We start from the raw sequence: 14,897 nt of genomic DNA, 5'->3' as shown, positions 1-14,897 counted from the left end.
CCGTGAAGCTTACCCGCAGCCCAGCTGTACGGATTGTCCATAGGAGTGAAAACAAGGTATGAGCACCATCGAAGAACGCGTCAAGAAGATCGTTGCTGAGCAACTCGGCGTTAAGGAAGAAGAAGTCACCAACAGCGCTTCCTTCGTTGAAGACCTGGGCGCCGACTCCCTTGACACCGTTGAGCTGGTGATGGCTCTGGAAGAGGAATTCGAGACCGAAATCCCCGACGAGCAAGCCGAAAAGATCACCACCGTTCAGGAAGCCATCGACTACATCGTTGCCCACCAGGCATAAGACGTAGTCGTCGGTTCCCCGACGAAAGAAGCCGCACGGCCTGCAAAGGCGTGCGGCTTTTCTTTAACGCCGGCATCAGCCGGCGTTATTGCCGTGAAACACATGAGAGGAAGTCACAGTGTCGCGTAGACGCGTAGTCATCACTGGCATGGGTATGTTGTCGCCCCTGGGTGTGGATGTGCCGAGCAGTTGGGAAGGCATTCTCGCCGGGCGCAGCGGTATCGCCCCGATCGAACACATGGACCTGTCCGCCTTTGCCACCCGTTTCGGCGGCTCGGTGAAAGGGTTCGACGTCGAGCAATACATGTCCGCCAAGGAAGCTCGCAAACTCGACCTGTTCATCCAGTACGGTCTGGCCGCCAGCTACCAGGCGGTGCGCGACTCCGGCCTGGAAGTCACTGACGCCAACCGGGAGCGCATCGGCGTTGCCATCGGTTCTGGCATCGGCGGTCTGACCAACATCGAAAACACCTGTCGTTCGCTGTTCGAGCAGGGCCCGCGGCGCATCTCGCCGTTCTTTGTGCCTGGCTCGGTCATCAACATGGTTTCCGGGTTCCTGTCGATCAACCTGGGTCTGCAGGGCCCCAATTACGCCATTACCACCGCCTGCACCACCGGCACCCACAACATCGGCATGGCCGCGCGCAACATCGCCTATGGCGACGCTGACGTGATGGTGGCCGGCGGGTCCGAAATGGCGGCCTGCGGTCTTGGCCTGGGCGGCTTTGGCGCCGCTCGCGCGCTGTCCACTCGCAACGATGAGCCGACCAAGGCCAGCCGCCCGTGGGATCAGGATCGCGACGGCTTCGTGCTCTCTGACGGCGCCGGCTCCTTGGTCCTGGAAGAGCTGGAGCACGCCAAGGCACGTGGCGCGCGCATCTACGCCGAAGTCGTCGGCTTCGGCATGAGCGGCGACGCCTTCCATATGACGGCTCCGCCCGAAGACGGCGCTGGTGCCGCGCGTTGCATGAAAGCTGCGCTGCGCGATGCCGGACTCAACCCCGAGCAGGTCGATTACATCAATGCCCACGGCACCTCGACGCCGGCAGGCGACATCGCGGAAATCGCCGCGGTGAAGTCGATCTTCGGCGATCACGCCTACCAGCTGTCGATGAGCTCCACCAAGTCCATGACCGGCCACCTGCTGGGCGCTGCCGGCGCGGTCGAGGCGATCTTCTGCGTGCTCGCGCTGCGCGATCAGGTCGCTCCGCCGACCATCAACCTGGACAACCCCAGCGAAGGCTGCGATCTCGACCTGGTCGCGCATCAGGCCAAGGAGCGTCCGATCGAGGTCGCCTTGTCCAACTCGTTCGGCTTCGGTGGTACCAACGGTTCCCTGGTGTTCCGCCGGTTCCGCGACTGATGCTGAGCTGGATCGACGGCCAGAGCGCCGAGGCCCTGTCTGCGCGTGATCGCGGGCTGGCCTACGGCGACGGGCTGTTCGAGACTATCCGCGTGTCTGCAGGCCGCCCGCGCCTGCTGGCACGCCATCGGGTGAGGCTGGAGGAGGGCGTTCGGCGCCTGTCCCTGCCGGTCAACCTGGAGCTCGTCGAAGACGAACTCCTGCGTTTCTCCGCCCTGCTCGGCGATGGTGTCGCCAAGCTGATGCTGACCCGTGGCGAAGGTGCGCGCGGCTATGCCCCGCAGGCCGATGCCCAGGTGCGTCGTCTGTTGCTGGGCTCGCCCGCGCCGGCCTACCCGGTGAAGAACAGCGAAGAGGGCGTCACGCTCTTCCCCTGCGCCACTCGCCTGGCTGAACAGCCACTGCTCGCCGGCCTCAAGCATCTCAATCGCCTGGAGCAGGTCCTGGCTCGCGCTGAGTGGAGCGACCCGGCTTTCGCCGAAGGATTGATGCGCGATGTTTCCGGACGGATTGTCGAGGGCGTGTTCAGCAACCTGTTCCTGGTGAGGCAGGGTGAGCTGATCACCGCTGAGCTGAGCCGCTGCGGCGTCGCTGGTGTGATGCGCGCCGAAATCCTCCAGCGCGCCCGCGACTTGGGTTTGCCGGTCATCGTCCGCGACATCGAGTACGGCGAACTGGCGCAGGCCGATGAGGTCTTTCTCTGCAACAGCCTCTACGGTATCTGGCCGGTGCGCGGCATGGCCAAGCACGCTTGGCCGGTCGGGCCGCTGACCCGTAAACTGCAGGGCCTACTCTGCGAACTTCTGGATTCCTGATACGTGATGCGCAAATTGCTGGTGCTGCTGGAAGGCGGCCTGCTGCTGGCCGGGCTCATGCTGGGCCTGGCGGCCTGGGAGCAGCACCGTGCGCTGCAGCAGCCGCTCCAGCTCACCGAAGAGCGTCTGCTCGATGCTCCCAGCGGCGCCACCCCTGGCCGCCTGCTGACCCGCCTGGAGGACGAAGACGTCCTGCATGGCGGCTTCTGGCTGCGCCTGTACTGGCGCTTCAATCTGGCCGGTGAAGCGCTTCACAGCGGCGAATACCGACTGACGCCGGGCATGACCGCCGCCCAGCTGCTCGATCTGTGGCGCGAAGGCGACGTGGTGCAGTACGGCCTGACGCTGGTCGAGGGTTGGAATTTCCACCAGGTGCGCGAGCTGCTCGCCCGCCAGCCCAAGCTGGAGCAGACCCTGAATGGCCTCAGTGATGCCGAGGTCATGGTGAAGCTGGGCAAGCCAGGCGTGTTCCCGGAAGGTCGTTTCTTCCCCGACACCTATCGTTTCGTCCGCGGCACCAAGGACGTCGATATCCTCAAGCACGCCTACCAGCGCATGGACAGCATCCTGGCCGAGGAGTGGGACAAGCGCGCACAGGAACTGCCCTACAAGGACTCCTACCAGGCGCTGATCATGGCTTCTCTGGTGGAAAAGGAAACCGGCGTGCCCCAGGAGCGCGGCCAGATCGCCGGCGTCTTCGTGCGTCGCCTGCAGAAGAACATGCTGCTGCAGACCGACCCGACCGTTATCTACGGCATGGGCGAGCGCTACGCCGGCAAGATCACTCGCGCCGATCTGCGTACGCCGACGCCCTACAACACCTACGTGGTCGCCGGCCTGCCGCCGACGCCCATCGCACTGCCCGGCCGCGAGGCTATCCATGCCGCGCTCAACCCGGTGGCGGGGCAGAGCCTGTACTTCGTCGCCCGCGGCGACGGCAGCCATACCTTCTCCGACAACCTCGACGACCACAACAAGGCCGTCCAGGAGTTCCAGATCAAGCGTCGCGCCGACTACCGTTCCAGTCCGGCGCCCGTCCCGCTGCCGGCGCAGACGCCGGATGCAGATGCTCCCGCCGCAGATTCTCCTGCAGCGCAGTAGCCCGACAACACAAGGAGTGAGCCGAGTGACCGGCCTGTTCATCACCCTGGAAGGCCCCGAAGGTGCGGGCAAGAGCACCAACCGCGAGTACCTGGCGGAGCGCTTGCGCGAGCGGGGCATCGAGGTCCAGCTGACCCGCGAGCCCGGCGGTACGCCGCTGGCCGAGCGTATCCGCGAACTGTTGCTGGACCCCAGCGATGAAAAGATGGCGGTGGATACCGAGCTGCTGCTGGTCTTCGCGGCCCGCGCTCAGCACATCGCCGAAGTGATCCGCCCGGCACTCGAGCGTGGCGCCGTGGTTCTCTGCGATCGCTTCACGGACGCCACCTACGCTTACCAGGGCGGGGGGCGAGGCCTGCCGGTAGAGCGCATCGCGCGATTGGAAAGCTTCGTCCAGGGCGGCCTGCGCCCGGACCTGACCCTGGTCTTCGACCTGCCGGTGGAAATCGGCCTGTCCCGCGCCGCTGCCCGTGGTCGTCTGGACCGCTTCGAGCAGGAAGGCCGTGGCTTCTTCGAGGCGGTGCGCAACACCTATCTGGATCGTGCCCACGCCGACCCGGCGCGCTATCACATCCTCGATGCCGCGCAGTCGCTGGCCGAGGTGCAGCGCGACCTCGACAAGCTGCTGCCGGCCTTGCTGGAGCGCCTCAATGGCTGACATCTACCCCTGGCAGCAGGGCATCTGGCAGCAGCTCAGCAGCCGCTCGCAGCATGCTCATGCCTATCTGTTGCACGGTCCGGCCGGTATCGGCAAGCGCGCGCTGGCCGAGAACCTGGTGCACCTGCTGCTCTGCCAGCGCCCCGAGGGCGGCAAGGCGTGTGGTCAGTGCAAGGCCTGCCAACTGCTTGCCGCCGGCACGCACCCGGACTATTTCCTGCTGGAACCAGAAGAGCCGGAGAAACCGATCCGTGTCGATCAGGTCCGTGAGCTGGTGGGCTTCGTGGTGCAGACCGCGCAATTGGGCGGGCGCAAGGTGCTGCTGCTGGAGCCGGCTGAGGCGATGAACCTCAATGCCGCCAACGCGCTGCTGAAAAGCCTGGAAGAGCCCTCCGGCGATACCGTGCTGCTGCTGATCAGTCACCAGCCCAGCCGGCTGCTGCCGACCATCAAGAGCCGCTGCGTGCAGCAGGCCTGTCCGCAGCCTACCGCCGCGCAGGCTCGTACCTGGCTGGCGGGCTCCCTGCCGGATGAGTCGGTGGAGGCGTTGGACGAGTTGCTGGTGCTGTCCGGTGGTTCACCGCTGACTGCGTTGCGCCTGCAGGGCCAAGGTGTGCGCGAGCAGCGCGCGCAGGTGGTGGAGGGCGTGAAAAAACTGCTCAAGCAGCAGGTTGCCCCAGGTCAGCTGGCCGAAAGCTGGAATGCTGTACCTTTGCCATTACTGTTCGACTGGTTCTGCGACTGGGCGCTGCTGATCCTGCGCTACCAACTGGCCCGCGATGAAGAGGGCCTGGGGCTCACCGACATGCGCAAGGTCGTGCAGTATCTCGCCGAGAAATCGACGCAGCCCAAGGTGCTGGCGATGCAGGACTGGTTGCTGTTGCAACGGCAGAAAGTCCTCAATAAAGCCAACCTCAACCGTGCCTTGCTTCTCGAAGCCTTGCTCGTACAGTGGGCAAGTCTGCCCGGGCCGGGCTAGAATCCGGCCATCGGAAAAATCTGCCAGGACAGCTGAATGAGCTTGCCACCAAATCTGGGTCCGCGTAACGGAATCCTGTCCCTGACCATCAAGGACAAATCCGTGCTGTATGCCGCCTACATGCCGTTCATCCGCAACGGCGGGCTGTTCATTCCGACCAACAAGACCTACAAGTTGGGCGACGAAGTCTTCATGCTGCTCAACCTGATGGACGAGCCGGAGAAGATCCCGGTCGCCGGCAAGGTGGTCTGGATCACGCCGAAAGGCGCCCAGGGCAACCGCGCCGCCGGTATCGGCGTGCAGTTCAACGATGGCGACAACACCGCGCGCAACAAGATCGAGACCTATCTCGCCGGCGCGCTGAAGTCGGACCGTCCGACCCATACCATGTAGCCCATACCTTGTAGCTCCTGCCATGCGAGAATGGCGGGCCATACAGGTTGCGAACACGAAGCGCCCCCCAGGGGCGCTTCGTCATTTCCGGAGAATGTTTCATGCTGGTCGATTCCCACTGCCACCTCGATCGCCTCGATCTCGCCGCCCATGACGGGTCGCTGGATGCTGCGCTGGACGCCGCCCGTGCGCGCGGTGTCAGCCAGTTCCTGTGTATCGGCGTGAGTGCGGACAACGCCAAGGCGGTGAAGGACCTGGCTGATCGCTACGCCGACGTGCACTGTTCGGTGGGCGTCCACCCGCTGGACCTGGAGCCTGGTGCCGCGCCGGCTCTGGATTGGTTGCTGGGCGAGCTGAATCACCCGCGTGTGGTGGCGATCGGCGAGACCGGCCTGGACTATCACTACGAGCCCGAAGCCGCCGAGTTGCAGCAGGAAGCCTTCCGCCTGCACCTGGAGGCCGCCAAGGTCACCGGCAAGCCAGTCATCGTGCATACCCGCGAAGCCCGTGCCGACACCCTGGCGCTGCTGCGCGAGGCTGCGCTGCCGCAGGCCGGTGTGTTGCACTGTTTCACCGAAGACTGGGAGATGGCCAGGGCGGCGCTGGATATCGGCTTCTACATCTCCCTCTCGGGCATCGTCACCTTCCGCAATGCCGAGCAATTGCGCGAAGTGGCTCGTCAGGTACCGGTGGATCGCCTGCTGGTGGAAACCGACTCACCCTATCTCGCCCCGGTGCCCCACCGCGGCAAGCCGAACCTGCCTGAGTACGTGCGCGAAGTTGCCGAATACCTGGCCGTGCTGCGCGGGGTGAGCCTCGAGACCCTGGCCGAGCAGACTACCGCCAACTTCCGCCGGCTGTTCCCGCTCGCTAGCTGATTGCCTTGATAGGGAATTGTCTTGGCGCGGATACATTTCCTGCGCGCAAAAAAAACCCGGGTTCTGGGGGATGAATCCGGGTCAAGACCATTAGGAGTGTAACAATAAGGTACGCGATCCTCGGTACCTTCACCGGCGGGGCACTTGGGGGGAGATGCCGCGCACCGGTATCTACAAGTATTGGTCAAGATGCGGCGGCTGCCACAGGGTGCCCGGTGTTTTTTAAACGGATTTGGAATACATCACACCGGGCTGAGCAGTTTTCTCGGTCGCGCCTGCCTTATTGCCCTGCCAGAGCTCCGATCAGCCCCAGGGTTTCCTCGATGACCGCCTCGCTGGTGTAGAAGTGCGGCGAGAAGCGGATGCCGGCGCCACGCTGGATGCACACGACCTGTTCGGCACGCAGGCGCTCCAGCAGACGGGTGTTGTCCCAGCCGTCGAGGCTGAAGGTCAGGATGCCAGCCCGCCGTGCCGGATCCACCGGGCTGTGCAGTGATGCACCGCCGATGCGACCCAGCCCATCGTGCAATTGCTGGACGCGCGCCTGGACCAGTTCGCCCACGTTCGCCATGCTGACATCCTCCAGCAGGCTCAGGCTGGCCTCCAGCGCTACCGCGCCGAGCATGTTCGGGCTGCCGCATTCGAAGCGCCGCGCGCTGCGTGCCGGCTGCCAGTCGGCGAGGTCATAGTTGCCGGCATTCTCCAGCATGTGCCAGCCGTACTCCTGCAGTGCCAGTTGCTCGCGCTCGGCGGCGCGGCAATAGAACACCCCCAGACCTTCAGGGCCGAGCATCCACTTATGGCCGTCGGCCATGGCGAAGGCACAGTCATAGGCCTGGACGTCGAAGGGCAGGGCGCCCAGCTGCTGGATGGCATCGATGCAATACAGCACTCCGCGCTGGCGGCAGCCGGCGCCGAGGCGTTCCAGGTCCATGCGCAGGCCACTGGCGTACTGCACGGCGCTGATCGACAGCAGGCGCGTGCGCGGGGTGCAGGCCGCCAGCAGGTCGCCTTCCGGGTCATTGCCGTCGAGGCTGACCTGGATGACTTCCACGCCGCGCGGTTTCAGCGCTTCCCAGACGATGCGGTTGGAGGGGAATTCCTGGTCGCTGATCACCACCTGGTCACCGGCGCGCCAGTCGAGGCCGAAGGCAACGAACGACAGTGCCTCGGAGGTGTTCTTCACCAAGGCGATGTCGCCGGTGGTCTGGGCGTTCACCAGGCGCATCAGGCGTTCGCGCAGGCGTTTCTCGATGGTCAGCCATTGCGGGTAGTCGCGGGCGCCTTGCAGGATGTTCTCCTGGGCGAAGGCCGCGACGGCGTCAGCGGCACGCTTGGGCCAGGGCGCTACGGCCGCGTGGTTCAGGTAGCGCAGACCGGGATGGTGCGGGAATTCGGAAGAAAAGCTAATCATGTCGGATGATCCGTGCAATTTGGCGCTGAATAGGCATAATACGCGGCTTCGAATTTTGACTATTTTTGACCGAACAGTCTTTTTATGCAGAAAGAGCCGCGCAAGGTTCGCGAATTCCGTCGTCGCGAACAGGAAATCCTCGACACCGCCCTCAAGCTGTTCCTTGAGCAGGGCGAAGACAGTGTCACGGTCGAAATGATCGCCGATGCCGTGGGTATCGGCAAAGGCACCATCTACAAGCACTTCAAGTCCAAGGCGGAGATCTACCTGCGCCTGATGCTGGACTACGAGCGCGATCTGGCCGACCTGTTCCACTCCGAAGACGTCGCTCGCGACAAGGAGCGCCTGTCGCGCGCCTACTTCGAGTTCCGCATGCGTGATCCGCAGCGCTACCGCCTCTTCGACCGCCTGGAAGAAAAGGTGGTGAAGACCAGTCAGGTTCCGGAGATGGTCGAGGAGCTGCACAAGATCCGCGAATCCAACTTCGAGCGCCTGAGCCAGCTGATCAAGGAACGCATCGCGGCGGGCAAGCTGGAGGACGTGCCGGCCTACTTCCACTACTGCGCGGCCTGGGCCCTGGTGCATGGCGCCGTGGCGCTGTACCACTCGCCGTTCTGGCGTGAAGTGCTGGAGGATCAGGAAGGTTTCTTCCAGTTCCTCATGGACATTGGCGTGCGCATGGGCAACAAGCGCAAGCGCGACGGCGATACGCCGGCCGCCTGAGTCGCCATTCAGATGGCCCATCGTCGCAGTTGCGACAGGGCTTGTGGTGAGGGTGGGGATATACTTGCATGAGTGATTCCCACCGGAGCCGAGCATGATCGTCGATCGCCAGGGCAGGCGCTTCCGCAACCTGCGGGTCAGTCTGACCGCTGCGTGCAACTATGCCTGCACCTACTGCGTGCCGGACGGCAAGCGTCTGGTTGCCGCTCAGGACGAACTGTCTGCGGACTCTCTGGTGCGCGGGGTTGCCTACCTGATGGAGGCTGCCGGCATCGAGCGGTTGCGGGTGACCGGCGGCGAACCGCTGGTCAGTCCGAAGCTGGATGTCTTCGTGCACGGCGTCAGTCGCCTCGGTTTGCAGGACATCGCCATCACCACCAACGGTCAGCTGTTGTCGAAAAAGCTGCCGCTGCTACTGGACTGCGGCATCCGCCGCCTCAACGTTTCCCTCGATACCCTGGATGCCGGCGCCTTCCGGCGTATCGCTCGCGGCGGTGATCTGGCCACGGTTCTCAAAGGGCTGGACGAGGCCCGTGCGGCGGGCTTGAAGGTCAAGCTCAACATGGTCCCGCTGCGCGGGCAGAACCTCGACCAGGTGGTGCCGCTGCTGGATTACTGCCTGGCGCACGGTTTCGAGCTGCGTTTCATCGAGCTGATGCGCATGGGGCATCTGGCCCACGACCCGAACGGTTTTCACCAGCAGTTCGTTGGCCTGCAGGAACTGCTGGAGCTGATCGGCGAACAGCACCCCTATGTCCAGGCCAGTGCGCCGGTGGATGCCACGGCCATTCGCTACGAAGTGCCGGGGCAGGGGTATTTCGGCGTCATCGCCAATGAAAGCGTTCCCTTCTGCCGGACCTGTTCGCGCTTGCGTCTGTCCTCCACCGGCTGGTTGCACGGCTGCCTGTCATCGAGCAACCGCCACTACGTCGGCGACCTGCTGGACAAGCCGCGTCACCAGGCGCTCCCGGCCCTGCAACGGCTGCTGGTGAGCGCCCTGGCGGACAAGCAGGAAGTCGCTTTCTCCGGCGGCGTCACCATCATGAAGATCATCGGCGGCTGAGATCGCCCTCAAGACCTGATTAGTCCATGCCCAACGAATTCCCCATTGCGTATATCGAGCCGGTGTTCCGGCCGCCCAGCGAGGCGCACTCGCTGATTCTTCCGGTCACCAACGGTTGTTCGTGGAATCAGTGTGGTTTTTGCGAGATGTACACCCAGCCGCAGAAGAAATTCCGCGCCCGCGACGAGGCCGAAGTGCTGGAGGAGATTCGCCGCTGTGGCGAGCGCCTGATCGTCCAGCGGGTGTTCCTCGCCGACGGTGATGCACTGGTGCTGCCAACGCGGCGCCTGCTCAACATCCTCCGCGCGATCCGTGAGCACATGCCGGAGGTGGATCGCGTCTCCAGCTACTGCCTGCCGCGCAACCTGCGCAAGAAGTCTGTGGAGGAGCTGAAGGAGCTGGCCGATGCCGGCCTGCGCATGGCCTACGTGGGTGCCGAGTCCGGTGACGACGAGGTATTGGCGCGGGTGAACAAGGGCGAGACCTACGCCTCCACGCTGGATGCCTTGCAGAAGCTGGGCGAGGCGGGAGTCCGGCGCTCGGTGATGATCCTCAACGGCCTGGGTGGCAGCACGCTGAGCGCCCAGCACGCCGACAATTCGGCGCGCCTGATGAACGAGGCGCAACCGGAGTTCCTCTCCACCCTGGTGGTGAGCTTCCCCACCGGCGAGGAGCGCTATCGGACTGGCTTCCCGGACTTCCAGCCGCTGACCCAGGCGGAACTGTTCGTCGAGGTCGAGCGCCTGCTGAGTGCGCTGGAGCTGCGCGACACGGTGTTCCGCAGCGATCATGCGTCCAACTACCTGGTGCTCAAGGGCACGTTGGGGGTGGACAAGGCAAAATTGCTCGCCCAGGTTCGCCAGGCCATCGAGCAGCCGCAGCGCGCGCACCTGCGTCAGGAATGGCAGCGCGGCCTGTGATGGCGCGGAAGCTGCATTGCCTGTCCGAATGCCGGTTTTTCGTCGCCGGCTCCGGAGACTTTGCATGCGCCAACTGATACTGATCCTTGCCCTCGCCGCCCTGGGCGGCTGCATGAGCCCCAACGACCTGGCCGACGGCACCGATTACTACCTGCGCGATGCAGGCTTCCTCGATCACAGCCAGACCCGCCGCACCTCGAACTGGCGGCTGCAGCAGGACTCCTTCATCTATATTGCCCAGGGCCCGTTCGTACCGCCGGGCCATCCCTATGCACGGCCCAACGTGGTAGCGGAGGAGGCATTCAAGGGCTTCGTCCAGTACTTCCCACTGGTGCGCCGGGCCAAGAGCCCGCTGGGACTTGAAGGCGCAATGCAGGAGGCGCGTGCGGCGGGTGCCAATTATCTGCTGTATACGCGCTTCGCCCGTGGGGAGGACAATGTCGGCACCTACGAGCAGTACGAAGATACCGATAACGCCGTGGGCCGTGACCGCAGCGTGATCCAGGTGATGCTGATCGAGACCGACAACCGCTACCTGGTAGACAGTGCGACTATCCGTAGCCGCGGCGGTTTTCTGACATTCTATGACGCCAGTCCCGAGGACCTGATCGGCCGGCCGCTGGAAGACTATGCCCGCAGCCTGCTGGGGGTGAAGACGCGAGAGGAGTACCAATGACTGATCCACAGACTCAATCGGACCGGGCCGGCAACCTGCTGGCGCAGATTCCCGCCAGCAAGGACAAGGGGCTGCCGCCGGTGCATCTGTGGAACCCTGATTGCTGCGGCGATATCGACATGCGCATCGCCCGCGACGGCACCTGGTATTACCTGGGCACACCGATTGGCCGCAAGCCGATGGTGCGGCTGTTTTCCACCATCATCCGCCGCGATGGCGACGACTATTTCCTGGTCACTCCGGTGGAGAAGTGCGGGATCACCGTGGATGACGCACCTTTCGTCGCGGTCACCCTGGTGGTCGAAGGGGAGGGCGAGGAGCAGGTGCTGCGCTTCACCACCAATGTCGAGGACGAAGTGGTGGCCGACGCCGCGCACCCGATCCGTGTCGACCTGGACCCGCAGACACAGGAGCCGTCGCCCTACGTGCTGGTGCGGGTAAACCTGGAGGCGCTGATCCACCGCAATGTGTTCTACCAGCTGGTTGAGCTGGCGGTGCCCCGCGAGATTGACGGTGTTGATTGGCTGGGAGTCTGGAGTTCGGGGGAGTTCTTCCCTATTGCGCCGCAGCCGTGACCCGTTGGTCGCAAAGCGGCCAGTAGTCCTCGGGTGTCACCGCTACAAGTACTTAGCTTGCAAAGAAAAAGGCTCCCGAGGGAGCCTTTTCCGTTACCGCCAACGCAATTACATGTTGGGGTAGTTCGGACCGCCGGTGCCCTCGGGGGCCACCCAGGTGATGTTCTGGGCCGGGTCCTTGATGTCGCAGGTCTTGCAGTGCACGCAGTTCTGGGCGTTGATCTGGAAGCGCTTGCTGCCGTCGTCGTTGCTCACTACTTCGTACACGCCGGCCGGGCAGTAACGCTGCGCGGGCTCGTCGTAGAGCGGCAGGTTCTTCGCGATCGGGGTATTCGGGTCGGTCAGCTTCAGGTGGATCGGCTGGTCTTCCTCATGGTTGGTGTTGGACAGGAACACCGAGGAGAGCTTGTCGAAGCTGAGTTTGCCGTCCGGCTTCGGATAGTCGATCTTCGGCGCTTCGCTGGCCTTTTTCAGGGTCGCGTAGTCCGGCGTCGTATCGTGCAGGGTGAACGGCAGCTTGCCGCCGAAGATGTTCTGGTCGATGAAGTTGAACGCACCGCCGCCGATGGCGCCGAACTTGTGCATCGCCGGGCCGAAGTTGCGGCTGGCGAACAGTTCGTCGTACAGCCAGCTGCCCTTGAAGGCCTCGACGTAGTTGGTCAGCTCATCGCCGCCTTCGCGGCCGGCGAACAGGGCTTCGGCCACGGAGTCGGCGGCCAGCATGCCGGACTTCATGGCGGTGTGGCTGCCCTTGATCTTGGCGAAGTTCAGGGTGCCGAGGTCACAACCGATCAGTGCGCCGCCCGGGAAGACCATCTTGGGCAACGAGTTCAGGCCGCCCTTGCAGATGGCGCGAGCGCCGTAGGCCACGCGCTTGCCGCCTTCCAGGTACTGCTTGATCACCGGGTGGTGCTTGTAGCGCTGGAACTCGTCGAACGGAGACAGGTGCGGGTTGGTGTAGGACAGGTCGATGATCAGGCCCACTACGACCTGGTTGTTCTCCAGGTGGTAGAGGAAGGAGCCGCCCGGGTTGTCGTCGTTCAGCGGCCAGCCGGCGGTGTGTACCACCAGACCCTGCTCATGCTTGGACGGGTCGATGTCCCAGATTTCCTTGATGCCGATGCCGTAGTGCTGGGCGTCGGCTTCGCTGTCGAGCTTGTACTTCTTGATCAGTTGTTTACCGATGTGGCCACGGCAGCCTTCGGCGAACAGGGTGTACTTGGCGCGCAGTTCCATGCCTGGGGTGTAGTAACCCTCTTTCGGATTGCCTTCGCGGTCGACGCCCAGGTCGCCGGTGACAATACCGCGAACCACGCCATTCTCGTCGATCAGCGCTTCCTGGGCGGCGAAGCCCGGGTAGATCTCGACGCCCAGGCCTTCGGCCTGCTGGGCCAGCCAGCGGCACAGGTTGCCCAGGGAGATGATGTAGTTGCCTTCGTTGTGCATGGTCTTGGGCACGAAGAAGTTCGGCACCTTGGCCGCCGCTTCCGGGCTCTTCAGCACATAGATGTCGTCGCGCTTGACGGGGGTGTTGAGCGGCGCTTCGAGTTCCTTCCAGTTGGGGAACAGCTCATTCAGCGCGCGGGGCTCGAACACGGCGCCCGAGAGGATGTGGGCGCCCACTTCGGAACCCTTCTCGACCACACAGACGCTGATTTCCTGACCGGCGTCGGCGGCCTTCTGCTTCAGTCGGCATGCGGCGGACAGACCGGCAGGGCCGGCGCCGACGATGACGACGTCGAATTCCATAAATTCGCGTTCCACTATCGATCTCTCCTGAATCAAGGCTCTGGGCATTTTGTAGGTATTGGGTTGGGCAAGCTCCCACCCAGTAAGAGCGGGGCGCATTATAGCTAGACCTGTTGCTATATCTAAACCCTTTATCGACGGCAATACAAACGTTTGTTTGAATCGCGCGTAACCCTGATAGAATCGGGGTCCGCGGCTTATGAAGGGGTATTTTCGTGTATTGACCCGCCCGGTCGATGCGGTCAAGATACCTGCGGTTTTGCGGTCGCGTTGCGCTGGATGTAGTCGCAGATGGCGTGCACTACCGGCCAGGCCTGTCTGGCGACATTCCTATTCACCGGAGAAAAACGAGGAATCCATGAAGGTTCTTGTAGCTGTCAAACGAGTGGTTGACTATAACGTCAAGGTCCGCGTCAAGGCGGACAACTCCGGCGTCGATCTCGCCAACGTCAAGATGTCCATGAACCCCTTCTGCGAAATCGCCGTGGAAGAGGCCGTACGCCTGAAAGAGAAAGGCGTCGTCACCGAGATCGTTGCGGTCTCCGTCGGCCCGACCGCTGCCCAGGAGCAACTGCGTACCGCGCTGGCTCTGGGTGCAGATCGCGCCATCCTCGTTGAAACCAACGAAGAACTGAGCTCCCTGGCCATCGCCAAGTCGCTGAAAGCCCTCGTCGACAAAGAGCAGCCGCAGCTGGTCATCCTCGGCAAGCAGGCCATCGACAGCGACAACAACCAGACCGGCCAGATGCTGGCGGCGCTGACCGGCTATGCCCAGGGCACCTTCGCCTCCAAGGTCGAAGTCGCTGGCGATAAGGTCAACGTCACCCGTGAAATCGATGGTGGCCTGCAGACCGTTGCTCTGAACCTGCCGGCCATCGTCACCACCGACCTGCGCCTGAATGAGCCGCGCTACGCGTCGCTGCCGAACATCATGAAGGCGAAGAAGAAGCCGCTGGACGTGGTGACCCCGGACGCCCTGGGCGTTTCCACCGCTTCCACCGTGAAGACCGTGAAAGTCGAAGCTCCGGCTGCCCGTAGCGCTGGCATCAAGGTCAAGTCCGTTGCCGAACTGGTCGAGAAACTGAAGAACGAGGCGAAAGTAATCTGATGGCTATCCTGGTAATCGCTGAGCACAACAACGGCGCACTGGGCGCTGCCACTCTGAACACTGTCGCTGCCGCGCAGAAGATCGGTGGTGACATCGCTGTCCTGGTCGCTGGCCAGAACGTCGGTGGCGTGGCCGAAGCCGCTGCCAAGATCGCTGGTGTTTCCAAGGTGCTGGTCGCCGACAATGC

The 14,897-nt window shown here is 63.6% G+C and carries 17 protein-coding genes; 15 read left to right on the top strand and 2 right to left on the bottom strand.

Annotated elements, in window-relative coordinates; genetic code table 11:
* Window positions 1-58 precede the first annotated feature (58 nt).
* The 8 genes from acpP (at window position 59) to FAS41_RS29410 (ending at window position 6,482) form a co-directional block, all read left to right on the top strand.
* Entirely contained in the window at window positions 59-295 is a 237-nt protein-coding gene (gene acpP, locus FAS41_RS29445; RefSeq protein WP_015477931.1) for an acyl carrier protein, read from the top strand.
* Window positions 296-413: 118 nt separating this feature from the next.
* Window positions 414-1,658: a beta-ketoacyl-ACP synthase II gene (gene fabF, locus FAS41_RS29440; RefSeq protein WP_138526807.1), complete on the top strand. Its 1,245-nt coding sequence runs from the start codon at window positions 414-416 to the stop codon at window positions 1,656-1,658.
* Window positions 1,658-2,473, top strand: a complete 816-nt coding sequence (pabC, locus tag FAS41_RS29435; RefSeq protein WP_138526806.1) for an aminodeoxychorismate lyase — start codon at window positions 1,658-1,660, stop codon at window positions 2,471-2,473. Before fabF ends, pabC begins: the two co-directional genes overlap by 1 nt.
* A 6-nt stretch (window positions 2,474-2,479) precedes the next feature.
* The gene (gene mltG / locus FAS41_RS29430) at window positions 2,480-3,574 is read left to right on the top strand and encodes an endolytic transglycosylase MltG (RefSeq protein WP_138526805.1); all 1,095 of its coding nucleotides are present in this window, start codon (window positions 2,480-2,482) and stop codon (window positions 3,572-3,574) included.
* 25 nt (window positions 3,575-3,599) lie between these two features.
* Window positions 3,600-4,232, top strand: a complete 633-nt coding sequence (gene tmk, locus FAS41_RS29425; RefSeq protein WP_138526804.1) for a dTMP kinase — start codon at window positions 3,600-3,602, stop codon at window positions 4,230-4,232.
* The gene (locus tag FAS41_RS29420) at window positions 4,225-5,211 is read left to right on the top strand and encodes a DNA polymerase III subunit delta' (RefSeq protein ID WP_138526803.1); all 987 of its coding nucleotides are present in this window, start codon (window positions 4,225-4,227) and stop codon (window positions 5,209-5,211) included. Before tmk ends, FAS41_RS29420 begins: the two co-directional genes overlap by 8 nt.
* Window positions 5,212-5,247: 36 nt before the next feature.
* The gene (locus tag FAS41_RS29415) at window positions 5,248-5,604 is read left to right on the top strand and encodes a PilZ domain-containing protein (RefSeq protein ID WP_009621447.1); all 357 of its coding nucleotides are present in this window, start codon (window positions 5,248-5,250) and stop codon (window positions 5,602-5,604) included.
* A 101-nt stretch (window positions 5,605-5,705) separates the two neighbouring features.
* Window positions 5,706-6,482 (top strand): TatD family hydrolase, encoded by a 777-nt coding sequence (locus tag FAS41_RS29410; RefSeq protein WP_138526802.1) that lies wholly within the window; start codon window positions 5,706-5,708, stop codon window positions 6,480-6,482.
* Between the two features lie 280 nt (window positions 6,483-6,762).
* Here the strand turns inward: FAS41_RS29410 and FAS41_RS29405 are convergent, their stop codons facing one another.
* Window positions 6,763-7,896, bottom strand: coding sequence for an aminotransferase class V-fold PLP-dependent enzyme (locus FAS41_RS29405; protein ID WP_138526801.1), 1,134 nt, complete (start codon window positions 7,894-7,896; stop codon window positions 6,763-6,765).
* Between the two features lie 84 nt (window positions 7,897-7,980).
* Here FAS41_RS29405 and FAS41_RS29400 point away from each other — a divergent pair, with 84 nt between their 5' ends.
* From FAS41_RS29400 to FAS41_RS29380, 5 genes are all read left to right on the top strand, one after another.
* Entirely contained in the window at window positions 7,981-8,619 is a 639-nt protein-coding gene (locus FAS41_RS29400; protein ID WP_045211585.1) for a TetR/AcrR family transcriptional regulator, read from the top strand.
* Window positions 8,620-8,713: 94 nt separating this feature from the next.
* A complete protein-coding gene (locus FAS41_RS29395; RefSeq protein WP_138526800.1) occupies window positions 8,714-9,682 on the top strand; it encodes a GTP 3',8-cyclase MoaA in 969 nt (322 codons plus the stop codon).
* A gap of 26 nt (window positions 9,683-9,708) precedes the next feature.
* A complete protein-coding gene (locus FAS41_RS29390; RefSeq protein WP_138526799.1) occupies window positions 9,709-10,602 on the top strand; it encodes a radical SAM protein in 894 nt (297 codons plus the stop codon).
* 64 nt (window positions 10,603-10,666) lie between these two features.
* Window positions 10,667-11,278 carry a DUF4823 domain-containing protein gene (locus FAS41_RS29385; protein ID WP_138526798.1) on the top strand — a complete coding sequence of 204 codons (612 nt, stop codon included), beginning with the start codon at window positions 10,667-10,669 and terminating at the stop codon, window positions 11,276-11,278.
* The gene (locus tag FAS41_RS29380) at window positions 11,275-11,853 is read left to right on the top strand and encodes a DUF1285 domain-containing protein (protein ID WP_088416941.1); all 579 of its coding nucleotides are present in this window, start codon (window positions 11,275-11,277) and stop codon (window positions 11,851-11,853) included. The genes FAS41_RS29385 and FAS41_RS29380 overlap by 4 nt, the downstream gene beginning before the upstream one ends.
* A 108-nt stretch (window positions 11,854-11,961) precedes the next feature.
* Here FAS41_RS29380 and FAS41_RS29375 read toward each other — a convergent pair whose 3' ends face one another.
* Window positions 11,962-13,650 (bottom strand): electron transfer flavoprotein-ubiquinone oxidoreductase, encoded by a 1,689-nt coding sequence (locus FAS41_RS29375; protein ID WP_138526797.1) that lies wholly within the window; start codon window positions 13,648-13,650, stop codon window positions 11,962-11,964.
* 310 nt (window positions 13,651-13,960) lie between these two features.
* On the opposite strand from FAS41_RS29375, the gene FAS41_RS29370 reads away from it, so the two are divergent.
* Together FAS41_RS29370 and FAS41_RS29365 are read left to right on the top strand one after the other, a co-directional pair.
* Window positions 13,961-14,710, top strand: a complete 750-nt coding sequence (locus tag FAS41_RS29370; RefSeq protein WP_026078867.1) for an electron transfer flavoprotein subunit beta/FixA family protein — start codon at window positions 13,961-13,963, stop codon at window positions 14,708-14,710.
* Window positions 14,710-14,897: adenine nucleotide alpha hydrolase family protein (locus tag FAS41_RS29365; protein WP_484297937.1), on the top strand; the 188-nt coding region annotated here is incomplete at its 3' end. The genes FAS41_RS29370 and FAS41_RS29365, both read left to right, overlap by 1 nt.

This window comes from Pseudomonas nicosulfuronedens (assembly GCF_005877905.1).
In the GTDB taxonomy this organism is placed as follows: domain Bacteria; phylum Pseudomonadota; class Gammaproteobacteria; order Pseudomonadales; family Pseudomonadaceae; genus Pseudomonas; species Pseudomonas nicosulfuronedens.
This window is presented reverse-complemented; position numbering and strand designations above follow the sequence as displayed.

What these genes read in the sequence shown, in the direction of transcription:
- FAS41_RS29375 (WP_138526797.1), bottom strand. Translation starts at nt 13,650, where the DNA reads ATGCCCAGAGCCTTGATTCAGGAGAGATCGATAGTGGAACGCGAATTT.
- pabC (WP_138526806.1), top strand. Translation starts at nt 1,658, where the DNA reads ATGCTGAGCTGGATCGACGGCCAGAGCGCCGAGGCCCTGTCTGCGCGT.
- FAS41_RS29405 (WP_138526801.1), bottom strand. Translation starts at nt 7,896, where the DNA reads ATGATTAGCTTTTCTTCCGAATTCCCGCACCATCCCGGTCTGCGCTAC.
- FAS41_RS29420 (WP_138526803.1), top strand. Translation starts at nt 4,225, where the DNA reads ATGGCTGACATCTACCCCTGGCAGCAGGGCATCTGGCAGCAGCTCAGC.
- FAS41_RS29390 (WP_138526799.1), top strand. Translation starts at nt 9,709, where the DNA reads ATGCCCAACGAATTCCCCATTGCGTATATCGAGCCGGTGTTCCGGCCG.
- mltG (WP_138526805.1), top strand. Translation starts at nt 2,480, where the DNA reads ATGCGCAAATTGCTGGTGCTGCTGGAAGGCGGCCTGCTGCTGGCCGGG.
- FAS41_RS29370 (WP_026078867.1), top strand. Translation starts at nt 13,961, where the DNA reads ATGAAGGTTCTTGTAGCTGTCAAACGAGTGGTTGACTATAACGTCAAG.
- FAS41_RS29395 (WP_138526800.1), top strand. Translation starts at nt 8,714, where the DNA reads ATGATCGTCGATCGCCAGGGCAGGCGCTTCCGCAACCTGCGGGTCAGT.
- FAS41_RS29385 (WP_138526798.1), top strand. Translation starts at nt 10,667, where the DNA reads ATGCGCCAACTGATACTGATCCTTGCCCTCGCCGCCCTGGGCGGCTGC.
- FAS41_RS29415 (WP_009621447.1), top strand. Translation starts at nt 5,248, where the DNA reads ATGAGCTTGCCACCAAATCTGGGTCCGCGTAACGGAATCCTGTCCCTG.
- FAS41_RS29380 (WP_088416941.1), top strand. Translation starts at nt 11,275, where the DNA reads ATGACTGATCCACAGACTCAATCGGACCGGGCCGGCAACCTGCTGGCG.
- FAS41_RS29400 (WP_045211585.1), top strand. Translation starts at nt 7,981, where the DNA reads ATGCAGAAAGAGCCGCGCAAGGTTCGCGAATTCCGTCGTCGCGAACAG.
- acpP (WP_015477931.1), top strand. Translation starts at nt 59, where the DNA reads ATGAGCACCATCGAAGAACGCGTCAAGAAGATCGTTGCTGAGCAACTC.
- FAS41_RS29410 (WP_138526802.1), top strand. Translation starts at nt 5,706, where the DNA reads ATGCTGGTCGATTCCCACTGCCACCTCGATCGCCTCGATCTCGCCGCC.